Below are 26,106 nucleotides of genomic sequence, written 5' to 3'. Positions count from 1 at the left end.
CCGTCGGAGTGCCACCGGAGCGTGCGGGGGTGCAGAATAGGCCCCGATGCGCGCTATCACCAAGACCGGACTGTCCCGCGGCCGATTGTTGCTGTGGGCGAGGTATTCGGCATCCTCCGTGGTCGCGACCGTGGTCAGCCAGTTGGCGTTCGCTCTGTGTTACTGGTTCGGTACTGCGGCGATCGTCGCGACCGTCGTCGCCTGGTTCGCCGGCGCCGTGCCGAACTACGTCCTGAACCGCCGCTACACCTGGGGCCGCAGCGGTCAGAAGTTGCCGTACACAATCATCGTGATCGGCTCGGCGGTCACCGCCGCGGTGGTCACCTCGGTGACCGACCACCTGGTCCAGCCGGTCTCGTCACACGCTGTGAAGACTCTGCTGGTGACCGGCTCGTACCTGGCGACCTACGCGGTCCTGTTCATCGTGAAGTTCGTGCTGTTCGACCGGCTGGTGTTCGCCAAGCCCGCCGCCGCCCCCGTCGAAGCACGTACTCCCGTAACCACGTAGTCGTCATCACCCGCCCGTAGTTCGCGCCGTACACCAGGCCCGGGCCCTTCTTGCTGCTGCCGTCACCGCGCCGGCGCATCGTCATCGGGAGCTCGACCACGCGGGCACCGATGGCCAGCGCGCCGAGCAGCAGCTCCGACGACTGGTACTGCGGTTCGCGCAGCGTCACCGCGGTCGCCAGGTCGGAGCGCATCGCGCGGAACCCGAACGACGTGTCGGTCAGCTTGCGCCGGGTCAGGATCGACGCGAGCACGGCGAAGACCCGTACGCCGACCCAGCGCAGCCGGCTGTCCGCGTCTTCGGCTCCGAGCCGGCGTGACCCGGTGACGAAGTCGGCCCGGTCGGTGAGGATCGGATCCAGCAGTACCTCGAGCTCGCTGTTGTCGTACTGCCCGTCCGCGTCGGTGGTGACGACGTACTCCGCGCCGCCTTCGGCCGCGAGGTTGTACCCGAGCCGGAGCGCGGCGCCCTGACCACGGTTGCTCGGGGCAACACACACGAAAGCGCCGTGTTCACGGGCGATCTCGGCCGTGTTGTCGGTCGAGCCGTCGACCACGACGAGTACGTCGACGGGCAGGCCCGCGCAGGTTCTCGGCATGTTCGTCAGCACCTGGCCGATCCCGCCGGCCTCGTTGTACGCCGCGATGACCACGACGACAGGTGCGAACTGCTGCGTGCCGAAGTCCTTTACCGCAAGGGAATCGACGGTGTCCGGGTAGTCCGCCATCGCAGGGCGCGCCTGGTCCTTACCCAGCACAGCACGCAGTCCGATGGCACCTGCTAGCGGGAAGAACACCAGACCGGGCAGTTGGTAGCGCCAGGAGAACTCAAATGCCGCTGACCCGAGCAAGAGGATCACACCGGCCGCTACTGGCAGCAGTGCGGCCGAGCGGAGACCTGATGTCTTTGCCCGCCCCAGCCCGGCTACAGCGGCCAGAGCGATCAGTGCGTACAGCCCGAGCAGCGTGCCGGACGTGTAGCCGCCGTGGAGTTGGTACGCGCGCAGGATGACCGCAGGTACGTGGGTGACGTGTGGCTCGGACCCACCCCATTTCACTGCAGCCTTCGCAGTGTTGGGGTCCTGCAGGTTCGGATAGACCAGCTGGAACTGCCAACGGTCCAGCGGTACGTCGTTGGGCGAGCTGGTCCGCGTGGGCGCGAAGCCCTTCGCGAAGTCCTTGAGCGCAGCCCAGGTGACGTCGACCGGCTGGTGCGTGATCACCAGGCGCGCGAACTCGGTAGCGAGCTGGCGCTTCGTCGTACCGGGTGGAAGCGGTCCGGGCCAGTTGGGGTCGCCGTAGTGGTTGTGGGCGTACTTGTCGACGCCTAGGCGCTCGCCGAGCGGCTCCTTGGGGCAGAACAGCCGGGTGCCCTCGTTGAGCGGCAGCTTGGCGCAGTTGGCGACCGTGGCGGTCCGCCCGTACAGGATCTGGTTCTCGGCGCCGGTAAAACCCCAGCGTCCGGTGTCGGCACGGTAGTAGCCGACGTACGCGGCGAAGACGATGGCGAACCCGGCTATAGCTGCCGCGGTGCGCCGTACGACGTCCATGCGGCGCTTGCGCCAGGCGTTGCCGACCACGACAAGGTAGAGCACCACTGCGATCAGTAGGACCATGCCGATAGCGCGGACCGTGAAGGCGGCGCCGATCAGTACGCCGACGACTGCTGCGCGCTTCCAACTGGGCACGCGGCCGAGCAGCAGCCAGAGGATGGCCACCAGGATCACGTCGAACGTGGTCTCGGCCATGATGTTCTGCTCGATCTGCACCTGGTAGGCGTCAAGCAGGATGGGTGCGGCGGCCACTGCGGCCAGCCAGCGGTACACGGTCAGCCTGCGGGCCAGTGCGTAGATCGCCACGCCCAGGAGCAGTCCCACGAGGTGCTGGACGATCACTACGAGGGTCAGCCCGCCGACCCAGACCAGTGGGCCGAGCACGAAGTCATAGCCGATCGGGTTGAGCTGGTCAGGGCTCAGCTTCCCCATGTTGGTCAGGTACTGCACCGAGTCGGTGTAGACGATCGCCGGCCGATAGGCGATGAACGCGAGTACTCGCAGTACGACACCGACGAACAGGAAGACGGCAAGCAGCCAATGCTTCCTTACTGCTGCTTGAAATAGCGCCACGTGCGGGCCAGACCTTCTTCGAGCGTGACGGTCGGCTTGTAGCCGAGGTCGTTGGCGATGTCCACGACTACTGCCGGCATCTCACCGGCCGGTGCCTCGATGTGCTCCGCCGGCACCGGACGCCCGGTGACCTCGCGGACGGTCTCGATCATCTCCAGCACCGATACCGATCGCCCGGAGCCGATGATCGTCCGGCCGTCGTACTTGCTGTCGAGCGCGAGCAGGATCCCGCTCACGACGTCGTCGATGAAGACCAGATCCCGCCGCTGCGCGCCGTCGCCGTACACCTTCACGCCGGTGCCGTTCAGCGCGGCCCGCATCATCCGCGGCACGAAGCTGTCCTTGTGCGACATCCCGGGCCCGTACACGTTCGTGAACCGCAGCGCCGCGGTCGCCATGCCATAGCTCCCGGAGTACGCCGAGAGCAGCATCTCGCCTGCCGCCTTCGTCGCGCCGTACGGCGTGAGCGGTCGCAGCGGCAGGTCCGCGGTGATGGTCGACGTACCCACGTCACCGACGACCGCGTTCGTCGACGCCAGCACGAACCGGTCCACGCCGCTTCCCCGCGCCAGCTCGAGCAGCACCTGTGTGATGGTGACGTTCTGCGCGAAGGTCTGCATCGGCGCGTCCACCGAGCGCAACACCGACGTCAACGCAGCCAGGTGCACCACCGCGGTAGGCCGCGTCTCGAACGCCGCCACGCAGGTCTCCTGCTCGGCCAGGTCACCGGTCACCGCGTGCACGCCGTCGTCCCACGACGCATCCGGCGGCTCCCGATCCACCGCGGTCACGGGCACTCCACGCTCCCGCAGCGCGGCCACGACGGCCCGCCCGATGAATCCGGCTGCCCCGGTGACCAGCACACGATCGTCCATGGCTTCAACCATGGCTTCAACCTACCGCCGGGGTGTCGATCCACCACCATGCGTCGACAGTGCGCTACGAACTATTGACCACGGGTGACGAAGCTGGGCAGGATCACCCCGGGCGCGGGCTGACAACCTTGTCATCGGGGCCGCGCACCCATACCGGGGGGACAGCTGCCGCCCCGGTCCGGCCGTGCAAGGAGCGTAGATGGATCTCCGCCGCCCACTGGGGCTCGTCACGTCTCTCACGCTGGTTGTGACACTGTCTGTTGCCATGACGCCAGCGCATGCCGCATCGCCTACTGCCTCGGAGCAGCCGGTCGTCAGCGGCTCGTCGTACTTCACCTCGTTCGAGCCCGGTCAGCCGCAGCCGGGGTACACCGATGCCGTCGAGACCGGACCGGACGGGAAGCCCCGCACCGACGGTGTGCGCGGCCCGACGCCGACGGGGATCGGCGGCAGTGAGATGGACAAGGTCACCAAGGTGACCGCGAACGGTGAGAACACCGGTGGCGGCGAGATCGCCACCAACGCGGCCGACGGTGACAAGTTCACCAAGTGGCTGGTGTTCGAGCCGACAGGCTGGCTGGTCTACGAGACCTCGGCGCCGGTCGTGATCCGCAAGTACGCGCTGACCTCGGCGAACGACGCCGACGGTCGCGACCCACAGAACTGGACCGTCTCCGGTTCGAACGACGGCACCACGTGGACCACGCTGGACACGCAGACCGGTCAGAGCTTCGAGAACAGGTTCCAGACGAAGGAGTACAGCTTCTCCAACGAGACGGCGTACAAGTTCTTCAAGCTGGACGTCACGCTGAACCACGGCGAGGACATCGTCCAGCTCGCCGACTGGTACCTCTCGAACGGCGCCCCGCTGCCGCCACCCGGACCGGTCGCCGAGTCCCAGCTGGACTCCGGCCCGACCAGTGCGTACAACGCCCGGGCCCGCGTCGGCTTCACCGGCGTCAAGTCCTTCCGGTACGCCGGGCACCAGGACAGCTCCGGCCGCGGCTACACGTGGAACAAGATCTCCGACGTCGATCTCAAGGTCGGCAAGGACACCCGGCTGTCGTACAAGATCTTCCCCGAGCACGTCGAGGGTGACCTCAGCTACCCGAGCACCTACGCGGCGCTCGACCTCGCGTTCGACGACGGCACGTACCTGAGTGACCTGAAGGCCAAGGACCAGCACGGGTTCACGCTCAGCCCGCGCGGCCAGGGCGACTCCAAGGCGCTCTACACGAACCAGTGGAACAACGTCGAGGCCGACCTCGGCGCAGTCGCCGCGGGGAAGACGATCAAGCGGATCCTGGTCGGGTACGACAAACCGTCCGGCCCGGCCGACTTCCGCGGCTGGCTGGACGACATCCGGATCGCCGCCGCGATCAACCCGGACCGCGCGGCGCAGAAGACCGCGGCCAAGCACCCGTCGGACCTTGCGCTGACCACCCGCGGGACGAACGCGACCGGCGGTTTCTCGCGCGGCAACAACTTCCCGGCGACCGCCGTACCGCACGGCTTCAACTTCTGGACGCCGGTGACGAACGCCGGCTCGACGTCCTGGCTGTACGACTATGCCAAGGGCAACAACGAGGACAACAAGCCGACGATGCAGGCGTTGTCGATCAGCCACGAGCCCAGCCCGTGGATGGGTGACCGGCAGACGTTCCAGGTGATGCCGTCGACGGCCGACACCCCGACCGCGGACCGCAAGGCCCGGGCCTGGTCGTTCAGTCACGACAACGAGGTCGCCCGGCCGTACTACTACGGCGTCACGTTCGACAACGGCAACGCGGCCGAGATCGCGCCGACCGACCACGCGGCGATGCTGCGGTTCAGCTTCCCGGCCGGCAAGGCGTCGCTGGTCTTCGACAACGTCAGCAACAGCGGCGGTCTGACCCTCGACCCAGCGACCGGCGTGGTGACCGGGTTCACCGACATCAAGAGCGGCCTGTCCACCGGCGCCGGCCGGCTCTTCGTGTACGGCGTTGTGGACCAGAAGGTGCTTGCCTCGGGCAAGCTTGCGAACGGCGGCGGCGCGGACGTCGGCGGGTACTTCACGTTCGACGCCAAGACCACCCAGGTGCAGCTGCGGATCGCGACCTCGCTGATCGGCACCGCGCAGGCCCGGAAGAACCTCGAGCTCGAGCTGCCGGCCGGGTCGAAGTTCAACAAGGTCAAGGACGCCGCGCAGGCTGCCTGGGACGCGAAGCTGAGCACGATCGAGGTCGAGGGTGCGACGGCGGATCAGCTGACCACGCTGTACTCGAACCTCTACCGGCTGTTCCTCTACCCGAACAACGGCTCCGAGAACACCGGCACCGCCTCGAAGCCGGTCATCACCTACGCGTCGCCGACGTCGCCGAAGGTCGGCGCCGACACCCCGACCATGACGGGTTCGAAGATCGTCGCGGGGCAGACGTACGTGAACAACGGCTTCTGGGACACCTACCGGACGGTGTGGCCGGCCTACTCGTTGTTCGCGCCCGAGGCCGCCGATCTGGTCAACGGGTTCGTCCAGCAGTACAAGGACGGCGGCTGGATCTCCCGCTGGTCGTCCCCCGGCTACGCGAACCTGATGGTCGGTACGTCGTCCGACGTCGCCTTCGCGGACGCGTACCTCAAGGGCGTCAAGGGGATCGACGTCCAGGCGGCGTACGACGCGGCCGTGAAGAACGCCTCGGTCGTGCCGCCGTCGCAGAACGTCGGCCGCAAGGGCATGGACCTGTCGACGTTCAACGGCTACACGGCCAACACCACCGGTGAGGGCTTCAGCTGGTCGATGGACGGCTACATCAACGACTTCGGCATCGCGAACATGTCGAAGGCGCTGTACGACAAGGCGAAGAAGAACGACCCGCGCAAGCAGGAGTACCTGGACAACTACAAGTACTTCCTGAACCGGGCCCGCAACTACGTCACGCTATTCGATCCGACCGTCGGCTTCTTCCAGGGCAAGGGCCCGGACGGCGTCTGGGGCAACTCGCCCAGCACGTTCGACCCGCAGGACTGGGGTCACGACTACACCGAGACGAACGCGTGGAACATGGCGTTCTCGACGCCGCAGGACGGGGCCGGCCTGGCCGCGATCTACGGCGGCCGTGACGGACTGGCGAAGAAGCTCGACGAGTTCTTCAGCATCCCCGAGGACGCCCTGCACACCGGTGGGTACGGCGGCACGATCCACGAGATGCTCGAGGCGCGCGACGTACGGATGGGGCAGTACGGTCACAGCAACCAGCCGTCGCACCACATCGCCTACATGTACGACGTGGCCGGACAGCCGTGGAAGACGCAGGAGAAGGTGCGCGAGGTGCTGTCCCGGTTGTACACCGGCTCGGAGATCGGCCAGGGGTACCCGGGTGACGAGGACAACGGCGAGATGTCGTCGTGGTACCTGTTCAGCTCGCTCGGCTTCTACCCGCTGCAGGTCGGCTCACCGACGTACGCGATCGGTTCGCCGCTGTTCACCAAGGCGACGGTCCGGCTGGCCTCCGGCAAGAAGCTGGTGATCAGCGCGCCGAAGAACAGCTCGAAGAACATCTACGTCAAGAGCGTTCGCGTGAACGGGAAGGCGTGGACGTCGACCGCGCTGCCGCATGACCTGATCGCGAACGGCGGCAAGATCGAGTTCGAGATGACCGACCAGCCGACCAAGTGGGGCACCGGCCGCAACGACGCGCCGCCGTCGATCACCAAGCCCGGCGAGGACCCGATGACCTGGCACGACTCGACCTCCGACACCGGTGCGGTGATCGGTGCGGGCGGCGCTGATGTCTCCGCGTTGATCGACAACGACTCGAAGACACAGGTCACGCTGACCGGTGCCCAGCCCACCGTCACGGTCGCGCTTCCGCAGGGCCGTCCGGTCGGCATGTACACGCTGACCAGCGGCACCACCGGTACGGCGCCGTCCGCGTGGACGCTGGAGGGCTCGAACGACGGTACGACATGGTCCACGGTGGATCGCCGCAGCGGCGAGACGTTCGCGTGGGCGTCGTACACGCGGTCCTTCAGCATCGCGTCCCCGAAGGCGTACACGCAGTACCGCCTGGTGCTGGCCCCGGCGGCGGGCGCTGACGGCGTCACGCTCGCCGAGGTCGAGCTCCTCGGGACGCTGAAGGGCGTCGAGACCGGCACGCACCCGAGCGACAAGCGCGTCGCCGAGACGAAGCCGAGCCCGACCCCGTCACAGTCGATCGACCGCAACTGGGGCTGATCCCGGCGTCGCCGGTTCCTGTCACTTCTTGTAGTGGCAGGAACCGGCGAACCTCAGCAGGGTCGCCTCGTCCCAGGCCAGGTTGTAGGCGTCGTTGGTGACCCCGACGAGATGTGTGGTCCGGCCCATTCGGACGTGGACCTCACGGTGTCCGTCCCGGGGACTGCCGCCGGAGATCACTGCCTCGTTCTGCCCGGCGCGGACCTTCGGCAACTTGGTCCAAGGCTCGGTGTACTTGTCCGCGGTCAGGCCTTCGCCGTTGTCCATCATCTCGACCTGCCGGACGATCATGGTGTAGCTGACGCCGTGGTACTGCTTCGGGTTGGCCAGCTTCGGATCGTAGAGCTCTTGCTGCTCCCAGCCGCCGCCCTGCGCCACGGTGGTGATGATCCGGGCCGCCCAGCCCTGCGGGATCAGGTCGCAGGTGATCACGCCGGGGAACGGCTTGGTGTTCGCAACGAGCGCGACCGGAGTGATCGGGATCGGAGGTGCGCTGCGGTGGTCGTTCCGGTCTCCACCGGGGATGTGGCTCGGACCGGGGCGGGTCGAGGGTGCAGCCGGAGTCGGGGTGGTCCGGGCAGCCGGTGCCGGCGTCCCGTTGGATGTCGTGCCAGAGGGCAGGACCGACCAGCCGACGCCGATCACCAGAGCCGTCGCGACCGCGCCGGTGGCGATACCGGTGAGTCGACGGCGGCGCAGGGCTCGCTGGCCGCGGGTGAGGTCGGCGGACAGGTCGGCGTCGGTGACGGTGGGCTCGGGGCCGGCGGCCTCGTCGAGCAGTTCCTTGAGGTCGGTCATCGCAGGCTCTCCATGGTTTCGAGGGAATCGTGCAAGAGCTCACGCATCGTCGAGAGCGCCCGCGACGTCTGCGACTTCACGGTGCCTTCCGAGCAGCCCATGAGTTCGGCCGTGGTGTGGACGTCGAAGTCGCGGAAGTAGCGCAGTACGACGACGGCATGCTGGCGGCGCGGGAGTTTCGCGAGGGCGCCCAGCACGGTCAGCCGCTCGGCCGGGTCCTGGCTGGGTGGCGACGCGGCGTCGTACAGCTGCTCGGTGGCCGACTCCCGGCGTCGCCACATCCGGCGGCGTTCGTCGAGGAAGGCGTTCACCAGGATCCGATCGGCGTACCGGGCCGCGCCGTCCTCCTTGCGGACCTTCGACCAGTGCACGTACAGCCTGGTCAGCGCGACCTGGACGAGGTCCTCGGCCCAGTGCGTGTCCCCCGAGGCCAGCAGCCGGGCGGTGCGCAGCATCCGGCCTCGGTGCGCCGTCACGTACTCGAGGTACTCCGCGTCGCGATCAGCCACGATCGGCCCTCCCTTGTCCGGTGATCTCACCCTGGAACTACTGGGTGAGCCCGCCGGGAGGTTGCATCATGACGCGAGGGCGACGGCCGGTGCCATCGCCCTCGGTGTGGACTACCCGGCGGAGCCTGCCCCTGAGAGGTTCCGCCGGAGATTCGGTTGTGACGAAGTGTGATGAGGGGTGGCGGTCCCCGCCCGGACTGCCACCCCTTCATCCCTAACGACGCTCGAACTCTCCCAGGGGTTGCCTCACCGCAAAACAGTCCACATGTCGGACATCGTCAGGAACCAGACCAGATTCACAGCCGCGATTCCGGCGGTGGCGACGACCGCGAACGCCCAGCTGAGCCCGGCCCGCAGAGCCAGCACCGGCAGCGCCAGCGCGGTCGCCAGACCGCCGAGCTGTACTGCGAACAGAGCGCCGCCGGCCTCTGCCGCACAGCTCACCGCTGTCGGTGGGCAGAGTGGGGCACCGAGCTGCCGCATCGTCGCGTACGCGACACCTGCCACCACACCGACGAAGGCCGCCTGCACCGTGACCCTGCCGATCGTCCGGCCATCCATGGGATCACGCTAAGGACGCAGCGGGCGGAGCGCCTGAGCAGAACTACTCAGCCGGACCAGCGGCCGGTGAAGAAGCCGGCCGCCCAGATGGCAGCCAGTGGTATCGCTACGGCCAGGTAGAGCCGGCCGATCCACGGTCTCCGCCGGGCCAGAACGGCCAGGCCGATCCACAGCGGCCACATGAGCAGGGTGGCGCGGGTGAGCGAGTAGATCCAGAACGACGTACAGAATGCGCCCACCGTCGCGGCGACCCAGGCGGCCTCACCCCAGGACCGGCGCCAGAACAGCCAGACGAGGAGCATCAGCAGGATGAACAGCGCGACGAGTTCGGCGCGGAACATCCAGGTCCAGTCGCTGCGGTCCGCGGAGAAGTGGCCCTTGCTCGCGGCCTGGAACGTGTGCTCGAGCGAGATCCACGGCCAGGTGAACTCACGCGCCCAGCCCTTCTCCTGCGCCTCCTGCCAGGCGAACCACGAGCCGTGGATCTGCTTCAGATACGCCATGAACCCCAGCACCGGCACCGCGGGCAACGCCAACCAGGGCAGCGACAGCCAGTCCCGCTTCTTCGAGGTGATGAACTCGACGAGCAGCGCGAAGATCAGGAAGATCCCGGACACCCGCACCGTCGATGCCAACGCGACGAAGACGGCCGCCCGCGCCCAGCGCCCCTGCCGCGCGGCCAGCCACGCGGGGAACGCGAACGCGCAGAACAGCGCCTCCGTGTACCCCGCAGCGAGGAACACACCGACCGGGGCGCAGTACCAAATCATCGCGGCGTTCGGCCCGATGCCCTTCAACTCCGGGAACTCGTACTGCGCCAGCCGCGCCAGGTACACGCCCGCGACCGCACTGGCCACCGCGGAGACCACGATGCCCGCGGCGACGTACCCGATGCCGGTGTAGCTGACGAGGCGGACCAGCAACGGGAAGCCGGGGAAGAACGCGGCCAGTGGCGCCCCGGACGGCTCCCCGTGGTTGTAGCCGAACTCGGCCACCGCATTGAGGTGCCAGACGTCCCACTGCAGCCAGGCGTGCCAGACGTTCGGGTAGTCGTTGCCCCGGTTGAACAGCAGCGGCGCTGAGACCGACAGCACGAACAGTGCGACCCGGCTGACCAGCCACCACCCGAGCACCTCGCGGCCCAGAGCGGTCGGCATCCACCGCTGCCAGCCGACCCCGTCCACCCGGGCCCGCCGAGCCCGCCCCGGCTTGGGGTCACCGGCAGCCGTGCGCTCAAACACGCGCACACCACCACACACCACAGTCCGCCCGAGTCACGCCTCTATCGTCTCCCATATCGGGACCTGGCTGACAAACGACGACGGCACCCGGGTGGGTGCCGTCGTCTGTAGCTATTGACCGCCGCCGGGTTTCTGCGGTGTCTTCGTCGGTTCGGTCGTTGTGCCGCCGGTCGGCAAAGAGGGCCAGACCGGAGTGTTGGTCGGCTTGGTGGGCTTCGTCTTCGTCGGCGTGTTCGTCGGAGTGTTCGGCGGGGGCGTCGACGGAGGCGGCGTGTTCGGCGGCGGAGTGCTCGGAGGCGGCGTACTCGGGGGTGGGGTGCTCGGAGGCGGGGTGTATGTCGGCGTGGTCGTGTCCTTGACCTGGTCCGCGTCCGGCGCGACGAAGTCGGCGTCCGGCACACCCTCGAGGGCCGTCTTCATGTACGCCAGCCAGGTCTTCAGCGGCCAGTTGCCACCGAAGAACGCCGGGTCGTCGCTGTACGGGTCCAGGTCCGACTCACCGCTGTTGCCGGCTCGGTACAGCACGGAGGTCGACAGCTGCGGGGTGTAGGCGCTCCACCACGAGGTCAGCGTCGCGGAGCCCTCCTTGCAGCCGTCGCACTTCTTGTTCTCGGCCCGGTCCTCGACCGCGACACCACCCGCGGTGCCGGTCTTCCCGGCGACCGGGCGGTCGAGATCCTTGGCGCCCGTCCCGGTGCCGTCCGTGACCACCTTCTGCAGGACGTAATTCACCATGTTGGCGATCTCCGGCGGGAACGCCTGCTTCTGCTGCTTCATGATGCTCGCGTCCGACCACAGCACCTTGCCGTCCGGACCGCGCACTTCCTTGATCACGTGCAGCGGCGTGTACTTTCCTCCGGCCGCGAACGTCGCGTAGGCGTTCGCCATGTCGACCGGCGACGCGTACGCGTTCGGGCCGAGCACGGTGGACGGGTTCGACTTGTCGTTCTCCAACGCCTTCGACGCCGGGATGCCGGCCGCCTCGGCCGCGGCCGTGACCTTCTCCGGCCCGTTGTCCATCTTGTTGTCGACCAGGTCGTAGAAGGCGGTGTTGACCGACTCCTCGGTCGCCTTCAGCAGGGTGACGTCGCCGTAGTCGGTGCTGAGCTCGTTGCCGAACTTCTGGCCCTGGACCGTGATCGGGCTGTCGCCCTGGAAGATGTCGTAGATCGACTTGCCGTCCTCGAGCGCCGCGGCCAGCGCGAACGGCTTGAACGACGACCCCGGTCGGGCCTTGGTGGTGGCCCAGTTGAGCTGACTCTTGAGGAAGTCCGGCCCGCCGTACATCGCCAGCAGCTGACCGGTGCCGGGTTGGACCGCGGCCATGCCGATGTGCAGGCCGGCGCTCTTCTTCGGCTTCTCGTTCTTGGCGGCGATCAGGATCTTGTTCTGCTGCCCGTAGTTGAAGGTGGTGGTCACCTTCAGGCCGCCGCCGGTGATCGCGTCCTCGTCGAAACCGAGCTGCGCCAGTCGCTGCGCCAACTCCTTCTTCGCCATGTCGAGCAGGAAGCCGTTCGGGCCGGCGTAGCGGCTGCTCTTCTTCTTCATGTTCGACAGGTCCGGCAGCCGGTTCGCGTACTGCGCCTCCTGGGCCGGGGTGATCGTGCCCATCTGCTGCATGCCGTCGAGGACGTAGTGGTACCGCTCGATGATCCGCTTCTTGGTCCGCGGGTCCGTATCGGTGACGTCGAAGAGGGTCGGGTTGTTCAGAACGGTCGCGAGTAAGGCCGATTGGGGAATGGTGAGGTCTTTCGGGTCCTTCACACTGAAGTAGGTGTTCCCCGCGGCGGCGACGCCATAAGCGCCCTGGCCGAAGTAGACAGTGTTCAGGTAGCCCTCAAGCGTCTTACTCTTGTCCTGCTGCCGACCGAGCTTTGTGGCGATGAACAGTTCCTTGAGCTTGCGGCCCACGGTCCGTTCCTGGGTCAGGTACATGACCTTGACGTACTGCTGGGTGATCGTCGATCCACCCTGCAACTGCTCACCGCGGGCGATGTTCACTCCCGCCCGGACCATGCCGGACGGCGAGATGCCGGGGTTGGTCCAGAATGTCCGGTCCTCGGCCGCGATCACCGAGTCCTGAACCCATTTCGGAATCTGCGACAACGGCACGGTGGTCCGGTTCTGGTCGTAGAACGTTCCCAGCGGGTTGCGTCCGTCGGCGTACGTCACCGTGGTCGTGTTGGTGGCGAACTCTTTGTTCGGGTCGGGGATCTTCGTCGTCTGGTACACGATGAAGAAGGCCGCGACCGCGCCGATGATGCCGAGGAACATCAGCGCGGCCAGCCAGCCGAGAACGCGGAGCGCCCAGTGCCTCTTCTGCCGACGGCGGGCCGGGGCGGCCTTCCTACGAGCTTCACTCACGCTGCAATCCTCGACGATCTGGCTGGAGTCATTGCCCCACAGACTACGGTGGGTGTGGTAACGCGCCCGAATCCGCTCCGGATGCTAGCAACCACGGGGCGTCCAAGTGAAAACGGTCCACCGGGACTCTTCCGCTGACGTTTTACATCGTTGGAAGGTTTGCATCCCGATGCTTGTTGTGATGCGACTCTCACGAGGTCACGTGGGGTGCCAGCAGCGTCACCGCGATCAGGGCGGCCGGGAAGCAGGCCAGGAACATCGTGAACGTGTAGCCCATGATGTCGCGCGCCTTCAGGCCCAGGATCGCGAGCGTCGGCAACATCCAGAACGGCTGCAGCAGGTTCGCGCTCGCCTCGCCGAGGTCGTACACCACGACCATCCAGCCGGCGTCGACCTTCAGCTCGTTCGCCGCCTGCAGCACGTACGGCGCCTCGATCACCCACTTGCTCCCGCCGCTCGGCACGAAGATGCCGAGGATGCAGGAGTAGAGCGCGACCAGCGGCGGGAACAGGAACTGGTTGCTCGCGTGCACCAACCAGCCGGCCAGCCGGCCGGAGATCCCGGTGTAGGCGATCATGCCGAAGATCCCGCCGTACAAGGGAAATTGGAGCAGTACGCCGGCCGCCGCCGGAGCGCCGTCACGTACCGCGCGAGCCATCCGCCACGGCCGCCAGTTCAGCAGCAGGGCGAGCAGGAACAGGATCAGGTTGACCGTGTTGAGGTCGAGCGCGTTGAAGAAACTCTTCCCGCTGAAGTAGCGGACCAGATAGACCGCGCCGAGCATCACGATCAGCGGACTGAACAGCGGTGAATGTTCGAGCCAGTCACCCGGCCTCCGCAGCTCCTGACGCTGACCGTTGTACGCCGATCCGCGACCGATCAGCGGTTTGAGCTCGATCCCCAGGTGTTCCGCCGTCCGCGCAGTGCCTTCGCCCGGCGCGATGAACCACGCCATCCCGACGCCGACGGCGTACACGATCAGCGTCGCGACGATCGCCTGCCAGGTGAAGATCGTGTCGCTGAGCCTGATCAGACCGCTGGCGTGCCCACTGGCCTTGATGACCTCCTGCACCGGCGGCGGACTGCTGCTCGCGCTCGCCACCTGGAGCGCGGCCGAGCCGGACAGCCCCTGCGCCCACACAGTCCCGAGCCCTAGGAACGCCATCGCTCCGAGCGCGCGGTAGTCCGCCTTCGGCACGTTGCGCGCGACCTCACGCGCCAGGATCGCCGCGAAGATCAGGCTGAAGGCCCAGTTCAGGTACGACGCCAGCATGGCGACCGCTGCGACGAACGCGACCGCGGTCCGCGGCTCCTTCGGGATCCGCGCGAGCCGCGTGATCAAGCGGGCGACCGGTCCGCTGGTCGCGACGGCGTACCCGCCGATGATGATCATCGCCATCTGCAGGGTGAACGTGATCAGCGACCAGAACCCGATGCCCCAGGCATCGACCAGCCCGTACCCCTTGGTCGCGGCCGGGTCGTCCGGGCGCTTCAGCAGCGGCTCTCCGGTGACGAGCCCGAACAGCAGCACCACGAACGTCCCGACCAGGACGAACCCGAACGCGTCCGGCAACCACTTCTCGGTGAACGCGGTGAACCGCAGCGCCAGCCGCGCAAGCGCGCCGTCGGCTTCGACCTCGGACCTGGCGTGCTTCCCATGGCTGTCGGCCATGACCCTCCGCTCCGGTACGGCGACTCTGAGTGTCATTCGATTAACGCAGAACGGCGTCTGACGTAACAGGTTTCGCGCGATAGGTGACAAAGGTCGGCTTTGTCAAGAGTTGTCCACAGGCCTGGCGTCTGCTTACAGTGGCGGAGCGATGTATCGAACCGATACATCAGGTCATGACAAACTAGACCGAGGGAGGTGGCTCATGGGAAACCGCAGTGGGGTCCTGGAGCTCGCCGTACTCGGTCTGCTGCACGAAGCGCCGATGCACGGTTACGAGCTCCGCAAGCGCGTCAACGCCCAGTTCGGCTGGGGACGCGTGCTGTCGTTCGGTTCGTTGTACCCGTGTCTGAAGGCGATGCTCCGCAACGGCCTGATCACGGCCGACCCCGGGACACCGGAGTCGGGTCGCCGGCCGAAGATCGTCTACACGATCACCGCCGACGGCAAGGACTACTTCGCGCACGCGATGCACGAGGCCGGTCCGTCGGCCTGGGAGGACGACACGTTCGGCGTCCGCTTCTCGTTCTTCGGCCGGACCGATCCGGCCACCCGGTTGCGCATCCTCGAGGGCCGCAGGGCCCGGATGGAGGAGCGGCTGGCCAACTTCCGGGCGGCGATGAGCCGGACGGCGGAGCGGGTCGATACCTACACCCTCGAGCTGCAACGGCACGGCCTGGAGTCGGCCGAGCGCGAGGTCCGCTGGCTGAACGAGCTGATCGACGGCGAGCGGCGGCAACAGCGGCCCCCTGAACAGCACCAACCGCCTACCCAAGGAGATTCCAGATGACCTCGATCCGCGTAGCGATCGTCGGTGTCGGCAACTGCGCCAGCTCGCTCGTCCAGGGCGTGCACTACTACCGGGACGCGAAGCCCGAGGAGCGCGTGCCCGGTCTGATGCACGTCCAGTTCGGGGACTACCACGTCCGCGATGTGGAGTTCGTCGCCGCGTTCGACGTCGACGGCAAGAAGGTCGGACTGGACCTCGCCGACGCGATCGGCGCCAGCGAGAACAACACGATCAAGATCTGCGACGTGCCGCCGACCGGCGTCACCGTCCAGCGCGGTCACACCCTCGACGGCCTCGGCAAGTACTACCGCGAGACCATCACCGAGTCCGACGCCTCGCCGGTCGATGTCGTCGCGGCACTTCGGGAGGCTGCCGTCGACGTGCTCGTCTGCTACCTGCCCGTCGGTTCGGAGCAGGCGGCGAAGTTCTACGCGCAGTGCGCGATCGACGCGGGTGTCGCGTTCGTGAACGCGCTGCCGGTGTTCATCGCCGGCACGAAGGAGTGGGCGGACAAGTTCACCGCGGCCGGCGTGCCGATCGTCGGCGACGACATCAAGTCGCAGATCGGCGCGACCATCACGCACCGCGTGCTGACCAAGCTGTTCGAGGACCGCGGCGTCACCGTGGACCGGACGTACCAGCTGAACGTCGGCGGCAACATGGACTTCAAGAACATGCTCGAGCGCGAGCGGCTGGAGTCCAAGAAGATCAGCAAGACCCAGTCGGTCACATCCCAGCTGCGCGAGGAGATCGAGCCGCGCAACGTCCACATCGGCCCGTCGGACTACGTGGCCTGGCTGGACGACCGCAAGTGGGCCTTCATCCGGCTCGAGGGCCGCAACTTCGGCGACGTCCCGCTGTCGCTGGAGTACAAGCTCGAGGTCTGGGACTCGCCGAACTCGGCCGGCATCATCATCGACGCGATCCGCGCGGTGAAGATCGCCAAGGACCGCGGCATCGGCGGCCCGATCCTGTCGGCGTCGTCGTACTTCATGAAGTCGCCGCCGGAGCAGTACGCCGACGACGTCTGCCGCGACCTGGTGGAGAAGTTCATCCGCGGCGAGGTCGACCGCTGACCGCTGCAGTGACCGCTGTACTGCGATGACGCGCGCCCCGTTACCCGGTTCCGGGTGACGGGGCGGCGTGCCATCATGGCGCCGGATGACCGAGATCCGCGACTACCGTGACGCCGACGCCGCCAGTTGGCTCCGCTGCCGCCTGCTCAGCTTCTTCGGCACGGAGTACTACGACGACGTCGTGGTCGATCGCCCGTCGTTCGAGAACCCGGCGCACCGACTCGTAGCCGTCGACGGCGAGACAGTCATCGGCCTGATGGACGTCGAGATCTTCCCGGACCGGGCGACGATCGACGTACTCGCAGTACATCCCGACCACCAGCGCAGCGGCTTGGCCACGCGGTTGCTCGACGCGGTCGTCCCTCGGCTGCCGGGCGGCGTACTCGATGCCTGGACCCGCGGGGATGCGTCGGCGAACGCCTGGTACCAGCGTTCCGGGTTCACGGAGAACTTCCGCTATCTCCATGTCTACAAGTCGTGGCAGGACGATGTCGACGGCTTCGAGACGCCGGACGGGTTGGGTAAACCGGTGCGCGCGTTCATGCATGCGCCGATCTCGATGGAGGCTTCGCTGCGGTCGCGCTTCTCCCGGGTTCATGTCTGTCGGCAGTACGTGCGGTCGCTATGAGGCTGCACGTCGGTTGTGCGCAGTGGACGCATCCTGCGTGGCCGCAACCTGCTCGGGACAAGCTGCGGTCGTACGCGTCCTGGTGCACTGCGGTCGAGAGCAACACGACCTTCTACGGCACGCCGTCGCGTGCATCTGTGGAGAACTGGGCCGCTCAGACGCCGCCTGATTTCCGCTTCGTGGTGAAGCTGCCGCAGGTGATCACGCACGAGCGGCGGCTCACGAACGTCGAGGGCGAGTTCCGCAACTTCCTCAGCGCGATCGAGCCGCTCGGTCCACGCAACCACGCCGTGTGGATCCAGCTGCCGGCCGCGTTCTCGCCCACCGACCTGGGCGCGCTCGCCGCATTTCTCCACCAGGTGCCCCGCGACTACCGGTACGCCGTCGAGGTGCGCCACCAGGCCTTCTTCGACTCGCGCGAGGCCGCTGCGAACCTGGAACGTGTACTCGCCCGCGTCGACGCCGAGTGGGTCCCGTTCGACACGGGCACGCTCTTCTCCCGGCGCCCGACCAGCCTCGCCGAGCGTGATGCCTGGATGAAGAAGCCGCGCGTGGCCCGTCGTACCCGTGCTCTGACCGCCTTCCCGATCGTTCGCTACATCGGCCGCGACTCGGTGGCCGAGACGATCGACGGTTGGGGATATCTCGTCGACCTGGTCGTCCACTGGCTCTCCGAGGGCCGCTCGCCGACGATCTTCCTGCACACCCCCGACAACGCCGAGGCGCTCAACCTCGCCCGCCACTTCTACGCGACAGTCGCCGCCGCCGTCCCTGAGCTCGCCCCGCTCCCGGAGCCCGTCGCGGCCGAACCCCCGACGCTCTTCTAACCGCCCGCCTACTGGCGCACCCGCCACCACCCGCCGCCCGCCTACCTGGCGCACCCGCAAGGACCCGCGCCGCCGGCCGCCCGCCGCCCGCCGCCCATCTTTCCGGAACTTCCTCGCCACATAGCGCGCATTTGTTTCCGGAAAGCGGCCCTCAAGGTCAGCCTGGCCGGTTGTTTGGCCAATGTGTTGTAGGAGGCCAGCGGTGAAGGAACCGTCAGCGAGGCGGCGCCACTCCGAGCGGCGAGTTATCCACAGCTCCAGAACTGGCCGCTAATTCCACGGCCGACCTCCGTATGTTCTCCGCCGACTTCACACCTCGGGAGGACACCTCATGGAGCACCCATCCGGTACGACGCTCGGCCCGACCCCTGGCGACCAGACTGCTGCCGCGAACGCCGCGCCCGTTGCCCCCGTTGCCGCCGTTGCCGCGCCTGTTGCCGAGCGGCGGGCGCGGGCCGACTGGCTCATCACCGAGCTCAGCCGGCTCGCAGCCCAGGCCGATGATCCGCGCGACCAGGCCCGCTACCGCCGTACAGCCGACTCCCTCGTCCGGCTCGCGATCGCGTTCCGCTCATGAGCTGCAGCTCGGTCGACGAGCTCCTGGCCGCGAGCGGTGAGACCGCACGCTTTCTCGCCGGGGCCGAGCAGTCCGCGTGGAACGGTCGCATCGTCGAGTCCAGTGGCGCCATCCTCGGGCTAGCGCACTGGGACGGCACGCTCTACCTCGACGGCGAAACCATCCTGGAGCCGCTGCGCGAGCTGTACCAGCATGTCGGCGAGCGGCAACCAACCGCCACGCTGGTCCGCTACCGCGAGTCCCTGGCCACGCTCCTCCACGAACACGCCCACTTCCTCGGCCCGTCAGGCTCGACACAGGACGCCGCCCGCGAAGCGTTCACCAAACCCGGCAGCCGAGAACTGGAAGAGGGCGTCACCGAAGCCTGGGCGCAAGATCACCTCAACGACTACATCAACCGCCTAGGCGTCGACAAAGTTGCCCCCGGCATCGAATCCGTCCAGTCCGGCGGGTACTACGCCGCGTTCGTCCCCGCCGTCCGCAAACTCACGACCGACCTCGAGTCCCGCAACGACCTGTCCCGAGGCGAAGTCATCAACCTCCTCAACCGCCAGACCGCAGCCGGCCAGTTCCCCTTGCTCGTCACCCTCGCCTACAACTCGACCCGCCTCCCCGACCTGGAGCCGGCCGGCGCCGGCACCCGCTCCCGCCTCGAATCGATCCTCCGCGCAGGCCTGGACCACCTCGACGCCTACGAACTCACAGCTCCCGGATTCGCCGCCGCAAAGTCCATCTCGACCGCCGACCAACTCCTCGACTACCTCGACAAGGAAGTCCGCTCCGCCGAATCCGCCTACACCTTCAGCCCGCTCCCCACCCACCGCACGGCAACCCACCCCACCGCCTGCAATCTCCCCACCCCGGCCCCATCCCGCCAAACCCCCTCCCCGCACAACACAGCCCTGCCCAGGCTCACAGCCCCATCACTGCAGGACCCACCCCCGCCCGCTCTGGCACTCCCATCACGCCAAGACGCAGCCCTGGCCGACCCCACACCCGCGCCGCTCCACGACTCAGCCGCGTCCTGTCTCGCACTCCCGCCGCCCCATGAAGCAACGCCGCCCGCTCCCATGCACCCGTCACCCCACGCTGCAGCCCTGTCCGGTCTCGCGCCGCCATCCGCCACGCGCGGCCAGTCCGCTCGCCTCCACCCCGCCCGGGGCCGACCCGTGAGCGCACCGACCCCGCACTTCCACCAACGCCGTCCCGATGCGACCGGGCCAGAGGTGAGCAGATCGTCGTGAACGCTGCGGATGACGCGCGTGCCCGCGGGTCCCGCACGCCGCAGCAGGCTCCCCTGAACGCGACCCTGAATGCGACCCGGGAGGCTCCCCGCGCGAACCCTGCGGGTCGGGATACTGAGGTATGGACTATCGGACGTTTGATGCGGAGTACGCGCAGGTGCTGGCTGCCGCGCGCTCGATGGACTCAACGACGCTCGCGGTTGAACTGGAGCGTTTACGAGCCCTCGTGCCCCTCGTCGAGCCGCGATCGGACCAGAGCCAGGCGGAGCTACTCGTCAGCCAGCTGTCCGAGGTTCTCGACATGGAGCAACCACCCGTCTCCGACACGATGGCGGCAGCCGTCCGCATCCACCGCCGGGCCCGCAACACCCCGGGCACCTCCAGCGAACGCATCGCCGCCCTCCGCTCCGGCATCGACCAGATCGCCCAACTAGCCGACACAGTCCCCGAGACCCCCGAACACCACCAGATCCTCGCCCTCACCGAATCCCTGGGCCTGCAAATCGAAGCACTGGAGACCACCCCGTCACCAAACCCTGACAAATGACCCCGCCCAGCAACACACCAGACCGGCGGTTGTCGGGCGGTAGGGCGTCGTACCGGGCTCCGGTTGGGGGTTGAGGGCTGTGGTTGCTGGTTTTGCTCAGCTGATGGATGAGCAGGCTCAGGTGGCGCTGCGGATCACCGGCGCCGATCACACCTCGTGGAACCGGGTCTGGGATCTCCTCGAGCCGGACGACAGGCGCTGGGGGCTGGCGTGCCGGGACAACTCGCTCCGCTATCACCCGGAGCACATCGTCGAGTCGCTCCAGACCATGTTCGACCGGGCCGGCCAGCAGCACGGCGACTGGACGCTGCAGCGGTTCAAAGAAGCAATCCGGGTCGTGCTGCACGAGAACATCCACCTGCTCGCCGCCAGGGGTACGTCGCACTCGACCGGCATGGACGCGTACAAGCAGCCGGCGCACGCGGTCGTCGAGGAGGCGACGACCGAGCTCGCGACGCAGATCCTGCTGGACAAGTACATCGCGGAACTCGATCTGGAGCGCATTGCCCCGGGGATCACCGACGTCAGCACACCTCCGCCGTACGGCGAATATCGTCCGGCGGTCGAGCGGTTCGCCAACGCCGTCGGTGCGCGGGTCGGGCTGTCCGGTGACGAGGTGATCCTGCGGATGGCGGTCGTGAACGCGGAGGACAAGTTCCGGGTTGCCGCCGAACTGCTCTACGACTGGACGCTGTCCGACGTGATGCCGAAGCAGGCGCGTGCCGGTGCGGTCGCGGAGCTCGAGGCCGCCATGAAGCCTGCGTTTGCGGAGATCCACGGGTACGACGCCAACGACCCGCTCGATGTGAAGATGTCAGCGATGGCCGGCCTGGAGTCGTACCGGCAGGCCAATGCAAAGATCAACGACCTCACGGAGTACTGGTCGGCAAACCAGGATCTCCGCCGGAGCATGGACGCTGGTCTCGGCGCCACACCCCGTCTCCACAAACCACAAGGCCCGGCCCTCGACACCCCAGCAACTCCCCGCCGCCCAGCCAACCAAACCCAACCCCACCGCGATCCCCCCACCACCCGAGGAGACTGACGAACGCCCGGCAGTTGCTGGGCGCTGCGTGTGAGCTCGGCAGGTTCGGCGGTGCAGGCCGGGTGCCCGGGGGTCTGGCAGGTGCTCAGCAGGCGCTCGGCAGGCGGTCAGCGGTGCGGGGTGGGTGCCCGGCAGGTGCCCGCCAGCGCTAGCCAGGTACGCGGCGGGCGCCCGAGGGTACGCGGGGGTGCCCGGGCGGCGCTTGGCAGGTGGTTGGTGGGTGGGGTGGGTACGGTGTCGGGGTCGGTTGGTTGTGGGGCAGGTGCGGTGTGGGAGTGGAGGCGTTGGTGGAGTTTGTTGGTGAGGGTGCGGGGATTGTTGGTGGGTTAGTGGAGTTGCGGCGGGCGTTGCACCGGGGGCCTGAGGTTGGGTTGCAGCTGCCGGGGACTCAGGGGTTGGTGTTGGACGCCCTTGGTGGGTTGCCGTTGGAGGTGACGGCGGGCAAGGAGCTGACCTCGGTGGTGGCGGTACTGCGGGGTGGGGCGCCCGGGCCGACCGTGTTGTTGCGTGGGGACATGGATGCGTTGCCGGTGGTCGAGGAGACAGGGCTCGAGTACGCGGCGGAGAACGGGAACATGCATGCCTGCGGCCACGACCTCCACACCGCGGGCCTGGTCGGGGCAGCCCAGTTGCTCGCTGCTCATCGCGAGGAGCTGCACGGCAACGTGATCTTCATGTTCCAGCCGGGTGAGGAAGGCCTCGGCGGAGCGGGGTACATGTTGCGCGAAGGTCTGTTGGAGGCAACCGGCGACAAGCCGATCGCGGCGTACGCGCTGCACGTCTGGGCACAGGCCGGGAAGGGCGTGTTCCAGATGCGTCCCGGCACCATGATGGCCAGCTCGAACCAGCTGCACATCACCGTGCGCGGCAAGGGCGGGCACGGGTCGATGCCGGACCGGACGGTCGACCCGGTGCCGGTGGTGGCGGAGTTGGTGCTCGCACTGCAGACGTACGCGACCCGGCGGGTGAACGTGTTCGATCCCGTGGTCATCACCGTGACCCAGCTCGAGGCGGGCGTCGCGATCAACGTCATCCCGAACACGGCCCGCCTCGGCGCGACCGTGCGGACGTTGTCCGATGCAACGCTCGAGCAACTGACGCGTGAGCTGCCGGCGCTGGCCGAGCGAATCGCGGCGGCCCACGGCTGCACCGTCGACGCACGACTCAATCCGCAGTACCCGGTGACGCTGAACGACGCGGCTCGTACGGCGGAGACCTCGCAGATCCTCACCGGTCTGTTCGGCGAGGACCGGGTGCAGCACCTGGAGAACCCGTTGATGGGAGCCGAGGACTTCTCGATGGTGCTGAAGGAGGTTCCCGGCACGTTCGTGATGGTCGGCGCGCGGCCGGACGACGTCTCCGCGGAGGAGGCGCCGTCGAACCATTCGAGCATCGTGCGGTTCGACGACGCCGTCCTCGCCGATCAGGCGGCGGCGCTGGCGCAGCTGGCCGCGCACCATCTAGCTCCGGCGTAAGCCCTGGCCTGGGGCTGGTCAGTCCGCCAGAGGCCGACCAGCCCCAGGGTTCAGGAGGGCGAAACGTTCAGGGTGTACGCGCCGCGGCTGCCGTACGTCGAATAGCCGGTGTTGAGCGGGTCGCCGTAACCGACATTGTCGATCCGCAGGTAATACGTACCCGGCTGAAGGGCACTGCTAACACTCGCGCCGAGACCCGTCGGCGTACCGGCGTCGCTCTGTCCGGAGGCTGGGTCGTTCGAGGCAACGACCGTGCCCGAGCCGTCCAGCAGGTCCAGCTTCATGTCGAGGTTGCCACCGGTCGGAGCCGGGCTCGCGGAGGCGGTGTAGTTGCCCGCGGCACTCACGTCGACGCGGTACACGTCGGTGTCGTCCTCCGCGGCGATGATCCCGGACACCGGCGTACCAACGGTCAGCGCAGCGGCGTCGCCCGTCGTGCCGCCGGCCTCGTCGGCGCGCAGAGCCAGGCCGTGGGTGCCGACCACCGCGTAGTCGTCTTCCTTGTTGTTCGCATCGGCGTACTCGCCCTTGCTCCACTGACTGATCCCGCGGTAGTACCCGACGCCCATGATCGGCGCCCAAGCGCCATGGCCCTGGTAGTACCCGACCGTCGACGTGCCGTCGTGCGAAAGCCCGACGTTGTGACCGGCCTCGTGCGACGCAGCCTCGGCAAGGTTCTTAGCGCCGGTACCGACGCCCTTCGTGAACACGAGCGCGGGTTGGTAATACGAATGCTGGCTCGTGCTGTCGTACACCCCGACGTACGCGACCCCGCCGCAGCCACAGCCGGACTGGTACCAGGTGTCCGGGTCGATCAGCACACGCGTGCCGTACTGCTCGTCCGACGCACCCGACCGGTCGATCGCAGACTCCGGCGGCTCCTGCGTCGTCACGTCCACATCGAACGTCGAGTAGTCCTCGGCCACACGCGCCCACACCTCGTGGACCACGTCCTGTTCGGCCGTGCCAAAGCTGGAGGCGTCACCGTCAGTGTCGTACGCCGACACGTTGACCGGGTCGATCCCCTTCGCCGCGTTCCACGCCGTACCGGTGATGGTGTGGCCGTCGAAGTCCAGATAGATGACCCGGTTCGAGCCCGGCTTGCTGTGCAACTCGAACGCCGGACCGGTCGCGCCCGCGACAGCGGTACGCGCCCAGCGGGGCGATGCCTCGGGAGCCTTCTGCGCACTGGTCAGACCAGGCTCGCGGAAGAACAACTTGCTGTCAGCATCGAGCCAGGCGGTCTTGTCGGTGGCAAGGATCTGCCGCAACTTGTCCACAGGCATCCGGTTGTGGTCGGCAACCTCGGCGAGTCGCGACTGAACCTTGCCGAGCGCAACGCCACCGGCCAACGGTTGCGACAACAGTTGATCGACTGGCGTCTGCTGAGCATCGGCCTGGTTGCCGGCGGCGACAGCCAGACCTCCAAGAACGACAGCACCGGCGCACGCGAGCGCGCCAGTACGGCGGAATCTGTTCACTCGGAATCCTCCTCACAGGATTCCCCCCGGTTTCGGGCGGCGGTCCCCCCAAGAACCCGGGGCCGTCGATCTCGGTGGGATCGACGGCCCCGGGTGGTTCGGGTGTCAGCCCGCGGTGACGCGGACCGAGTAGGCGCCGCGGCTGCCGTACGTCGAGTAGCCGGTGTTCAGCGGGTTGCCGTACCCGGTGTTCTCGACCCGCAGGTAGTAGCGGCCCGCGGCGACCTGGCGGCTGATGCTCGCGCCGAGACCCGTCGGCGTGGCTGCGTTGGACTGGCCGGACGCCGGGTCGGCGGTCGCGACGACCGCGCCGGACGAGTTGAGCAGCTGGAGCTTGATGTCCAGGTCCGCGCCGGAAGCGGCCGCCGAAGCGGCGAACGTGAACGTGCCCGCCGCGAGGTCGATCCGGAAGGTGTCGACGTCCGAGTCGTTCGCGTAGATGCCCTTCACGCTGGTCCCGAGGGTCAAGGCGGTGGCGTCGGAGGTGCCGTTGCCGTGGTCGTCGGCCCGCAGCGCCAGCCCGTTCTGGCCGATCACCGCGAAGTCGTCTTCCTTGTTGTTGGCGCCGGTGTACTCGCCCTTGCTCCACTGGCTGATCGCCTTGGAGTAGCCGACGCCCATGATCGGCGCCCAGGCGCCATGACCCGCGTAGTACCCGACCGAGCCTGTGCCGTCGTGCGAAAGCCCGACGTTGTGGCCGGCCTCGTGCGCCGCGGCCTCGGCGATGTTCTTCGCGCCGGTGCCGACGCCCTTGGTGAACACGAGCGCGGGTTGGTAGTACGAGTGCTGGCTGGTGCTGTCGTACACACCGACGTACGCGACCCCGCCGCAACCGCAGCCGGACTGGTACCAGGTGGTCGGGTCGATCAGCACGCGCGTGCCGTACTGCTGGTCCGAGGACCCGGTGCGGTCGATCGCCGCCGCGGTCGGCTCCTGCGTGGTGACGTCCACGTCGAACGGCGCGTAGTCCTCGGCGACCCGGGCCCACACGTCACGTACGACGTCCTGCTCGGCGGTACTCCAGTTGTTCGGGTTCCCGTCGGTGTCGTACGGCGTGACGTTGACCGTGGCCGGCTTGCCACCGGTGTTCCATGCCGTACCGGTGATCGTCTGGCCGTCGAAGTCCAGATAGATGACCCGGTTCGACCCCGGCTTGCTGTGCAGCTCGAACGCCGGGCCTGTCGCGGCGGCGACCGCCGTACGAGCCCAGCGCGGGGACGGCGCGGCTGCGGATTTCTGCTCGGCCGCGGTCGCGACCGGCTCGCGGTAGAACAGCTTGCCGCCACGGTCGAGCCAGGCGGTGCGGTCGGTCGCGAGAATCTGCCGCAGGTGGTCGGTGGACAGCTTGTTCTGCCCGGCGACCTCGGCGAGCCGGGACTGGATGCGGCCGAGCGCGGACCTGCCTTGCAGGTCCTGGCCGAGCAACTGGTCGATGGGGAGCGGAGCGGGTTGCTGGGCGTCGGCCTGGTTGCTGACGGCGACTGCGACGGCTCCGAGGACAATTGCACCGGCTACGGCGAGGGCACCGATCCGGCGGGGGCGGGTGTGCATGC

General features: G+C 67.8%; 21 protein-coding genes. 11 read left to right on the top strand and 10 right to left on the bottom strand.

Features of this window, described 5'->3' with window-relative positions:
- The first annotated feature begins 46 nt into the window (after positions 1 to 46).
- Complete coding sequence (locus ABT313_RS18650; RefSeq protein ID WP_350854782.1) at positions 47 to 508, top strand: GtrA family protein; 462 nt, start codon at positions 47 to 49, stop codon at positions 506 to 508.
- Here the strand turns inward: ABT313_RS18650 and ABT313_RS18645 are convergent.
- Entirely contained in the window at positions 420 to 2,633 is a 2,214-nt protein-coding gene (locus ABT313_RS18645; RefSeq protein WP_350854780.1) for a glycosyltransferase, read from the bottom strand. The two genes, ABT313_RS18650 and ABT313_RS18645, sit on opposite strands and share 89 nt — an antisense overlap.
- On the bottom strand, positions 2,609 to 3,508 hold the full coding sequence (locus tag ABT313_RS18640; protein WP_350854777.1) for an NAD-dependent epimerase/dehydratase family protein: 900 nt from the start codon (positions 3,506 to 3,508) through the stop codon (positions 2,609 to 2,611). The genes ABT313_RS18645 and ABT313_RS18640 overlap by 25 nt, the downstream gene beginning before the upstream one ends.
- Before the next feature lie 199 nt (positions 3,509 to 3,707).
- On the opposite strand from ABT313_RS18640, the gene ABT313_RS18635 reads away from it, so the two are divergent.
- The gene (locus ABT313_RS18635; RefSeq protein WP_350854774.1) at positions 3,708 to 7,721 is read left to right on the top strand and encodes a GH92 family glycosyl hydrolase; all 4,014 of its coding nucleotides are present in this window, start codon (positions 3,708 to 3,710) and stop codon (positions 7,719 to 7,721) included.
- A 21-nt stretch (positions 7,722 to 7,742) separates the two neighbouring features.
- On the opposite strand, the gene ABT313_RS18630 is transcribed toward ABT313_RS18635, so the two are convergent.
- The 6 genes from ABT313_RS18630 to ABT313_RS18605 form a co-directional block, all read right to left on the bottom strand.
- Positions 7,743 to 8,519: a hypothetical protein gene (locus tag ABT313_RS18630; RefSeq protein ID WP_350854772.1), complete on the bottom strand. Its 777-nt coding sequence runs from the start codon at positions 8,517 to 8,519 to the stop codon at positions 7,743 to 7,745.
- Positions 8,516 to 9,028: a SigE family RNA polymerase sigma factor gene (locus tag ABT313_RS18625; protein WP_350854769.1), complete on the bottom strand. Its 513-nt coding sequence runs from the start codon at positions 9,026 to 9,028 to the stop codon at positions 8,516 to 8,518. The genes ABT313_RS18630 and ABT313_RS18625 overlap by 4 nt, the downstream gene beginning before the upstream one ends.
- Before the next feature lie 246 nt (positions 9,029 to 9,274).
- Positions 9,275 to 9,589, bottom strand: coding sequence for a hypothetical protein (locus ABT313_RS18620; protein WP_350854766.1), 315 nt, complete (start codon positions 9,587 to 9,589; stop codon positions 9,275 to 9,277).
- A gap of 47 nt (positions 9,590 to 9,636) precedes the next feature.
- Positions 9,637 to 10,830, bottom strand: a complete 1,194-nt coding sequence (locus ABT313_RS18615; RefSeq protein ID WP_350854764.1) for a mannosyltransferase family protein — start codon at positions 10,828 to 10,830, stop codon at positions 9,637 to 9,639.
- 111 nt (positions 10,831 to 10,941) lie between these two features.
- Positions 10,942 to 13,194, bottom strand: a complete 2,253-nt coding sequence (locus ABT313_RS18610; RefSeq protein ID WP_350854761.1) for a transglycosylase domain-containing protein — start codon at positions 13,192 to 13,194, stop codon at positions 10,942 to 10,944.
- Positions 13,195 to 13,384: 190 nt separating this feature from the next.
- Complete coding sequence (locus tag ABT313_RS18605) at positions 13,385 to 14,902, bottom strand: short-chain fatty acid transporter (protein WP_350854758.1); 1,518 nt, start codon at positions 14,900 to 14,902, stop codon at positions 13,385 to 13,387.
- 166 nt (positions 14,903 to 15,068) lie between these two features.
- Between ABT313_RS18605 and ABT313_RS18600 the strand changes: the two genes are divergently transcribed.
- The 9 genes from ABT313_RS18600 (at position 15,069) to ABT313_RS18560 (ending at position 23,072) form a co-directional block, all read left to right on the top strand.
- On the top strand, positions 15,069 to 15,653 hold the full coding sequence (locus ABT313_RS18600; protein ID WP_134106506.1) for a PadR family transcriptional regulator: 585 nt from the start codon (positions 15,069 to 15,071) through the stop codon (positions 15,651 to 15,653).
- The gene (locus tag ABT313_RS18595) at positions 15,650 to 16,729 is read left to right on the top strand and encodes an inositol-3-phosphate synthase (RefSeq protein ID WP_350854754.1); all 1,080 of its coding nucleotides are present in this window, start codon (positions 15,650 to 15,652) and stop codon (positions 16,727 to 16,729) included. Before ABT313_RS18600 ends, ABT313_RS18595 begins: the two co-directional genes overlap by 4 nt.
- An 85-nt stretch (positions 16,730 to 16,814) precedes the next feature.
- Positions 16,815 to 17,357: a GNAT family N-acetyltransferase gene (locus ABT313_RS18590; RefSeq protein WP_350854751.1), complete on the top strand. Its 543-nt coding sequence runs from the start codon at positions 16,815 to 16,817 to the stop codon at positions 17,355 to 17,357.
- Entirely contained in the window at positions 17,354 to 18,184 is an 831-nt protein-coding gene (locus ABT313_RS18585) for a DUF72 domain-containing protein (protein WP_350854748.1), read from the top strand. Before ABT313_RS18590 ends, ABT313_RS18585 begins: the two co-directional genes overlap by 4 nt.
- A gap of 331 nt (positions 18,185 to 18,515) precedes the next feature.
- Positions 18,516 to 18,761: a hypothetical protein gene (locus ABT313_RS18580; protein WP_350854745.1), complete on the top strand. Its 246-nt coding sequence runs from the start codon at positions 18,516 to 18,518 to the stop codon at positions 18,759 to 18,761.
- On the top strand, positions 18,758 to 20,005 hold the full coding sequence (locus ABT313_RS18575) for a hypothetical protein (RefSeq protein ID WP_350854742.1): 1,248 nt from the start codon (positions 18,758 to 18,760) through the stop codon (positions 20,003 to 20,005). The genes ABT313_RS18580 and ABT313_RS18575 overlap by 4 nt, the downstream gene beginning before the upstream one ends.
- A gap of 121 nt (positions 20,006 to 20,126) precedes the next feature.
- A complete protein-coding gene (locus tag ABT313_RS18570; RefSeq protein WP_350854739.1) occupies positions 20,127 to 20,552 on the top strand; it encodes a hypothetical protein in 426 nt (141 codons plus the stop codon).
- 103 nt (positions 20,553 to 20,655) lie between these two features.
- Positions 20,656 to 21,597 (top strand): hypothetical protein, encoded by a 942-nt coding sequence (locus ABT313_RS18565; RefSeq protein ID WP_350854737.1) that lies wholly within the window; start codon positions 20,656 to 20,658, stop codon positions 21,595 to 21,597.
- 269 nt (positions 21,598 to 21,866) lie between these two features.
- Positions 21,867 to 23,072, top strand: coding sequence for a M20 metallopeptidase family protein (locus ABT313_RS18560; protein WP_350854734.1), 1,206 nt, complete (start codon positions 21,867 to 21,869; stop codon positions 23,070 to 23,072).
- Between the two features lie 50 nt (positions 23,073 to 23,122).
- Here the strand turns inward: ABT313_RS18560 and ABT313_RS18555 are convergent, their stop codons facing one another.
- Both ABT313_RS18555 and ABT313_RS18550 read right to left on the bottom strand, forming a co-directional pair.
- Positions 23,123 to 24,553, bottom strand: a complete 1,431-nt coding sequence (locus ABT313_RS18555; protein ID WP_350854731.1) for a pre-peptidase C-terminal domain-containing protein — start codon at positions 24,551 to 24,553, stop codon at positions 23,123 to 23,125.
- 105 nt (positions 24,554 to 24,658) lie between these two features.
- A complete protein-coding gene (locus ABT313_RS18550; RefSeq protein WP_350854728.1) occupies positions 24,659 to 26,104 on the bottom strand; it encodes a M12 family metallo-peptidase in 1,446 nt (481 codons plus the stop codon).
- Positions 26,105 to 26,106: the final 2 nt, after the last annotated feature.

Source organism: Kribbella sp. NPDC000426, from assembly GCF_040300265.1.
Classification (GTDB): domain Bacteria; phylum Actinomycetota; class Actinomycetes; order Propionibacteriales; family Kribbellaceae; genus Kribbella.
The sequence above is the reverse complement of the archived record's forward strand: the minus strand, read 5'-3'. Positions and strand labels throughout refer to the sequence as shown.

What these genes read in the sequence shown, in the direction of transcription:
- ABT313_RS18630 (WP_350854772.1), bottom strand. Translation starts at nt 8,519, where the DNA reads ATGACCGACCTCAAGGAACTGCTCGACGAGGCCGCCGGCCCCGAGCCC.
- ABT313_RS18600 (WP_134106506.1), top strand. Translation starts at nt 15,069, where the DNA reads ATGGGAAACCGCAGTGGGGTCCTGGAGCTCGCCGTACTCGGTCTGCTG.
- ABT313_RS18595 (WP_350854754.1), top strand. Translation starts at nt 15,650, where the DNA reads ATGACCTCGATCCGCGTAGCGATCGTCGGTGTCGGCAACTGCGCCAGC.
- ABT313_RS18575 (WP_350854742.1), top strand. Translation starts at nt 18,758, where the DNA reads ATGAGCTGCAGCTCGGTCGACGAGCTCCTGGCCGCGAGCGGTGAGACC.
- ABT313_RS18550 (WP_350854728.1), bottom strand. Translation starts at nt 26,104, where the DNA reads ATGCACACCCGCCCCCGCCGGATCGGTGCCCTCGCCGTAGCCGGTGCA.
- ABT313_RS18650 (WP_350854782.1), top strand. Translation starts at nt 47, where the DNA reads ATGCGCGCTATCACCAAGACCGGACTGTCCCGCGGCCGATTGTTGCTG.
- ABT313_RS18605 (WP_350854758.1), bottom strand. Translation starts at nt 14,902, where the DNA reads ATGACACTCAGAGTCGCCGTACCGGAGCGGAGGGTCATGGCCGACAGC.
- ABT313_RS18635 (WP_350854774.1), top strand. Translation starts at nt 3,708, where the DNA reads ATGGATCTCCGCCGCCCACTGGGGCTCGTCACGTCTCTCACGCTGGTT.
- ABT313_RS18620 (WP_350854766.1), bottom strand. Translation starts at nt 9,589, where the DNA reads ATGGATGGCCGGACGATCGGCAGGGTCACGGTGCAGGCGGCCTTCGTC.
- ABT313_RS18590 (WP_350854751.1), top strand. Translation starts at nt 16,815, where the DNA reads ATGACCGAGATCCGCGACTACCGTGACGCCGACGCCGCCAGTTGGCTC.
- ABT313_RS18580 (WP_350854745.1), top strand. Translation starts at nt 18,516, where the DNA reads ATGGAGCACCCATCCGGTACGACGCTCGGCCCGACCCCTGGCGACCAG.
- ABT313_RS18585 (WP_350854748.1), top strand. Translation starts at nt 17,354, where the DNA reads ATGAGGCTGCACGTCGGTTGTGCGCAGTGGACGCATCCTGCGTGGCCG.
- ABT313_RS18570 (WP_350854739.1), top strand. Translation starts at nt 20,127, where the DNA reads ATGGACTATCGGACGTTTGATGCGGAGTACGCGCAGGTGCTGGCTGCC.
- ABT313_RS18640 (WP_350854777.1), bottom strand. Translation starts at nt 3,508, where the DNA reads ATGGACGATCGTGTGCTGGTCACCGGGGCAGCCGGATTCATCGGGCGG.
- ABT313_RS18565 (WP_350854737.1), top strand. Translation starts at nt 20,656, where the DNA reads ATGGATGAGCAGGCTCAGGTGGCGCTGCGGATCACCGGCGCCGATCAC.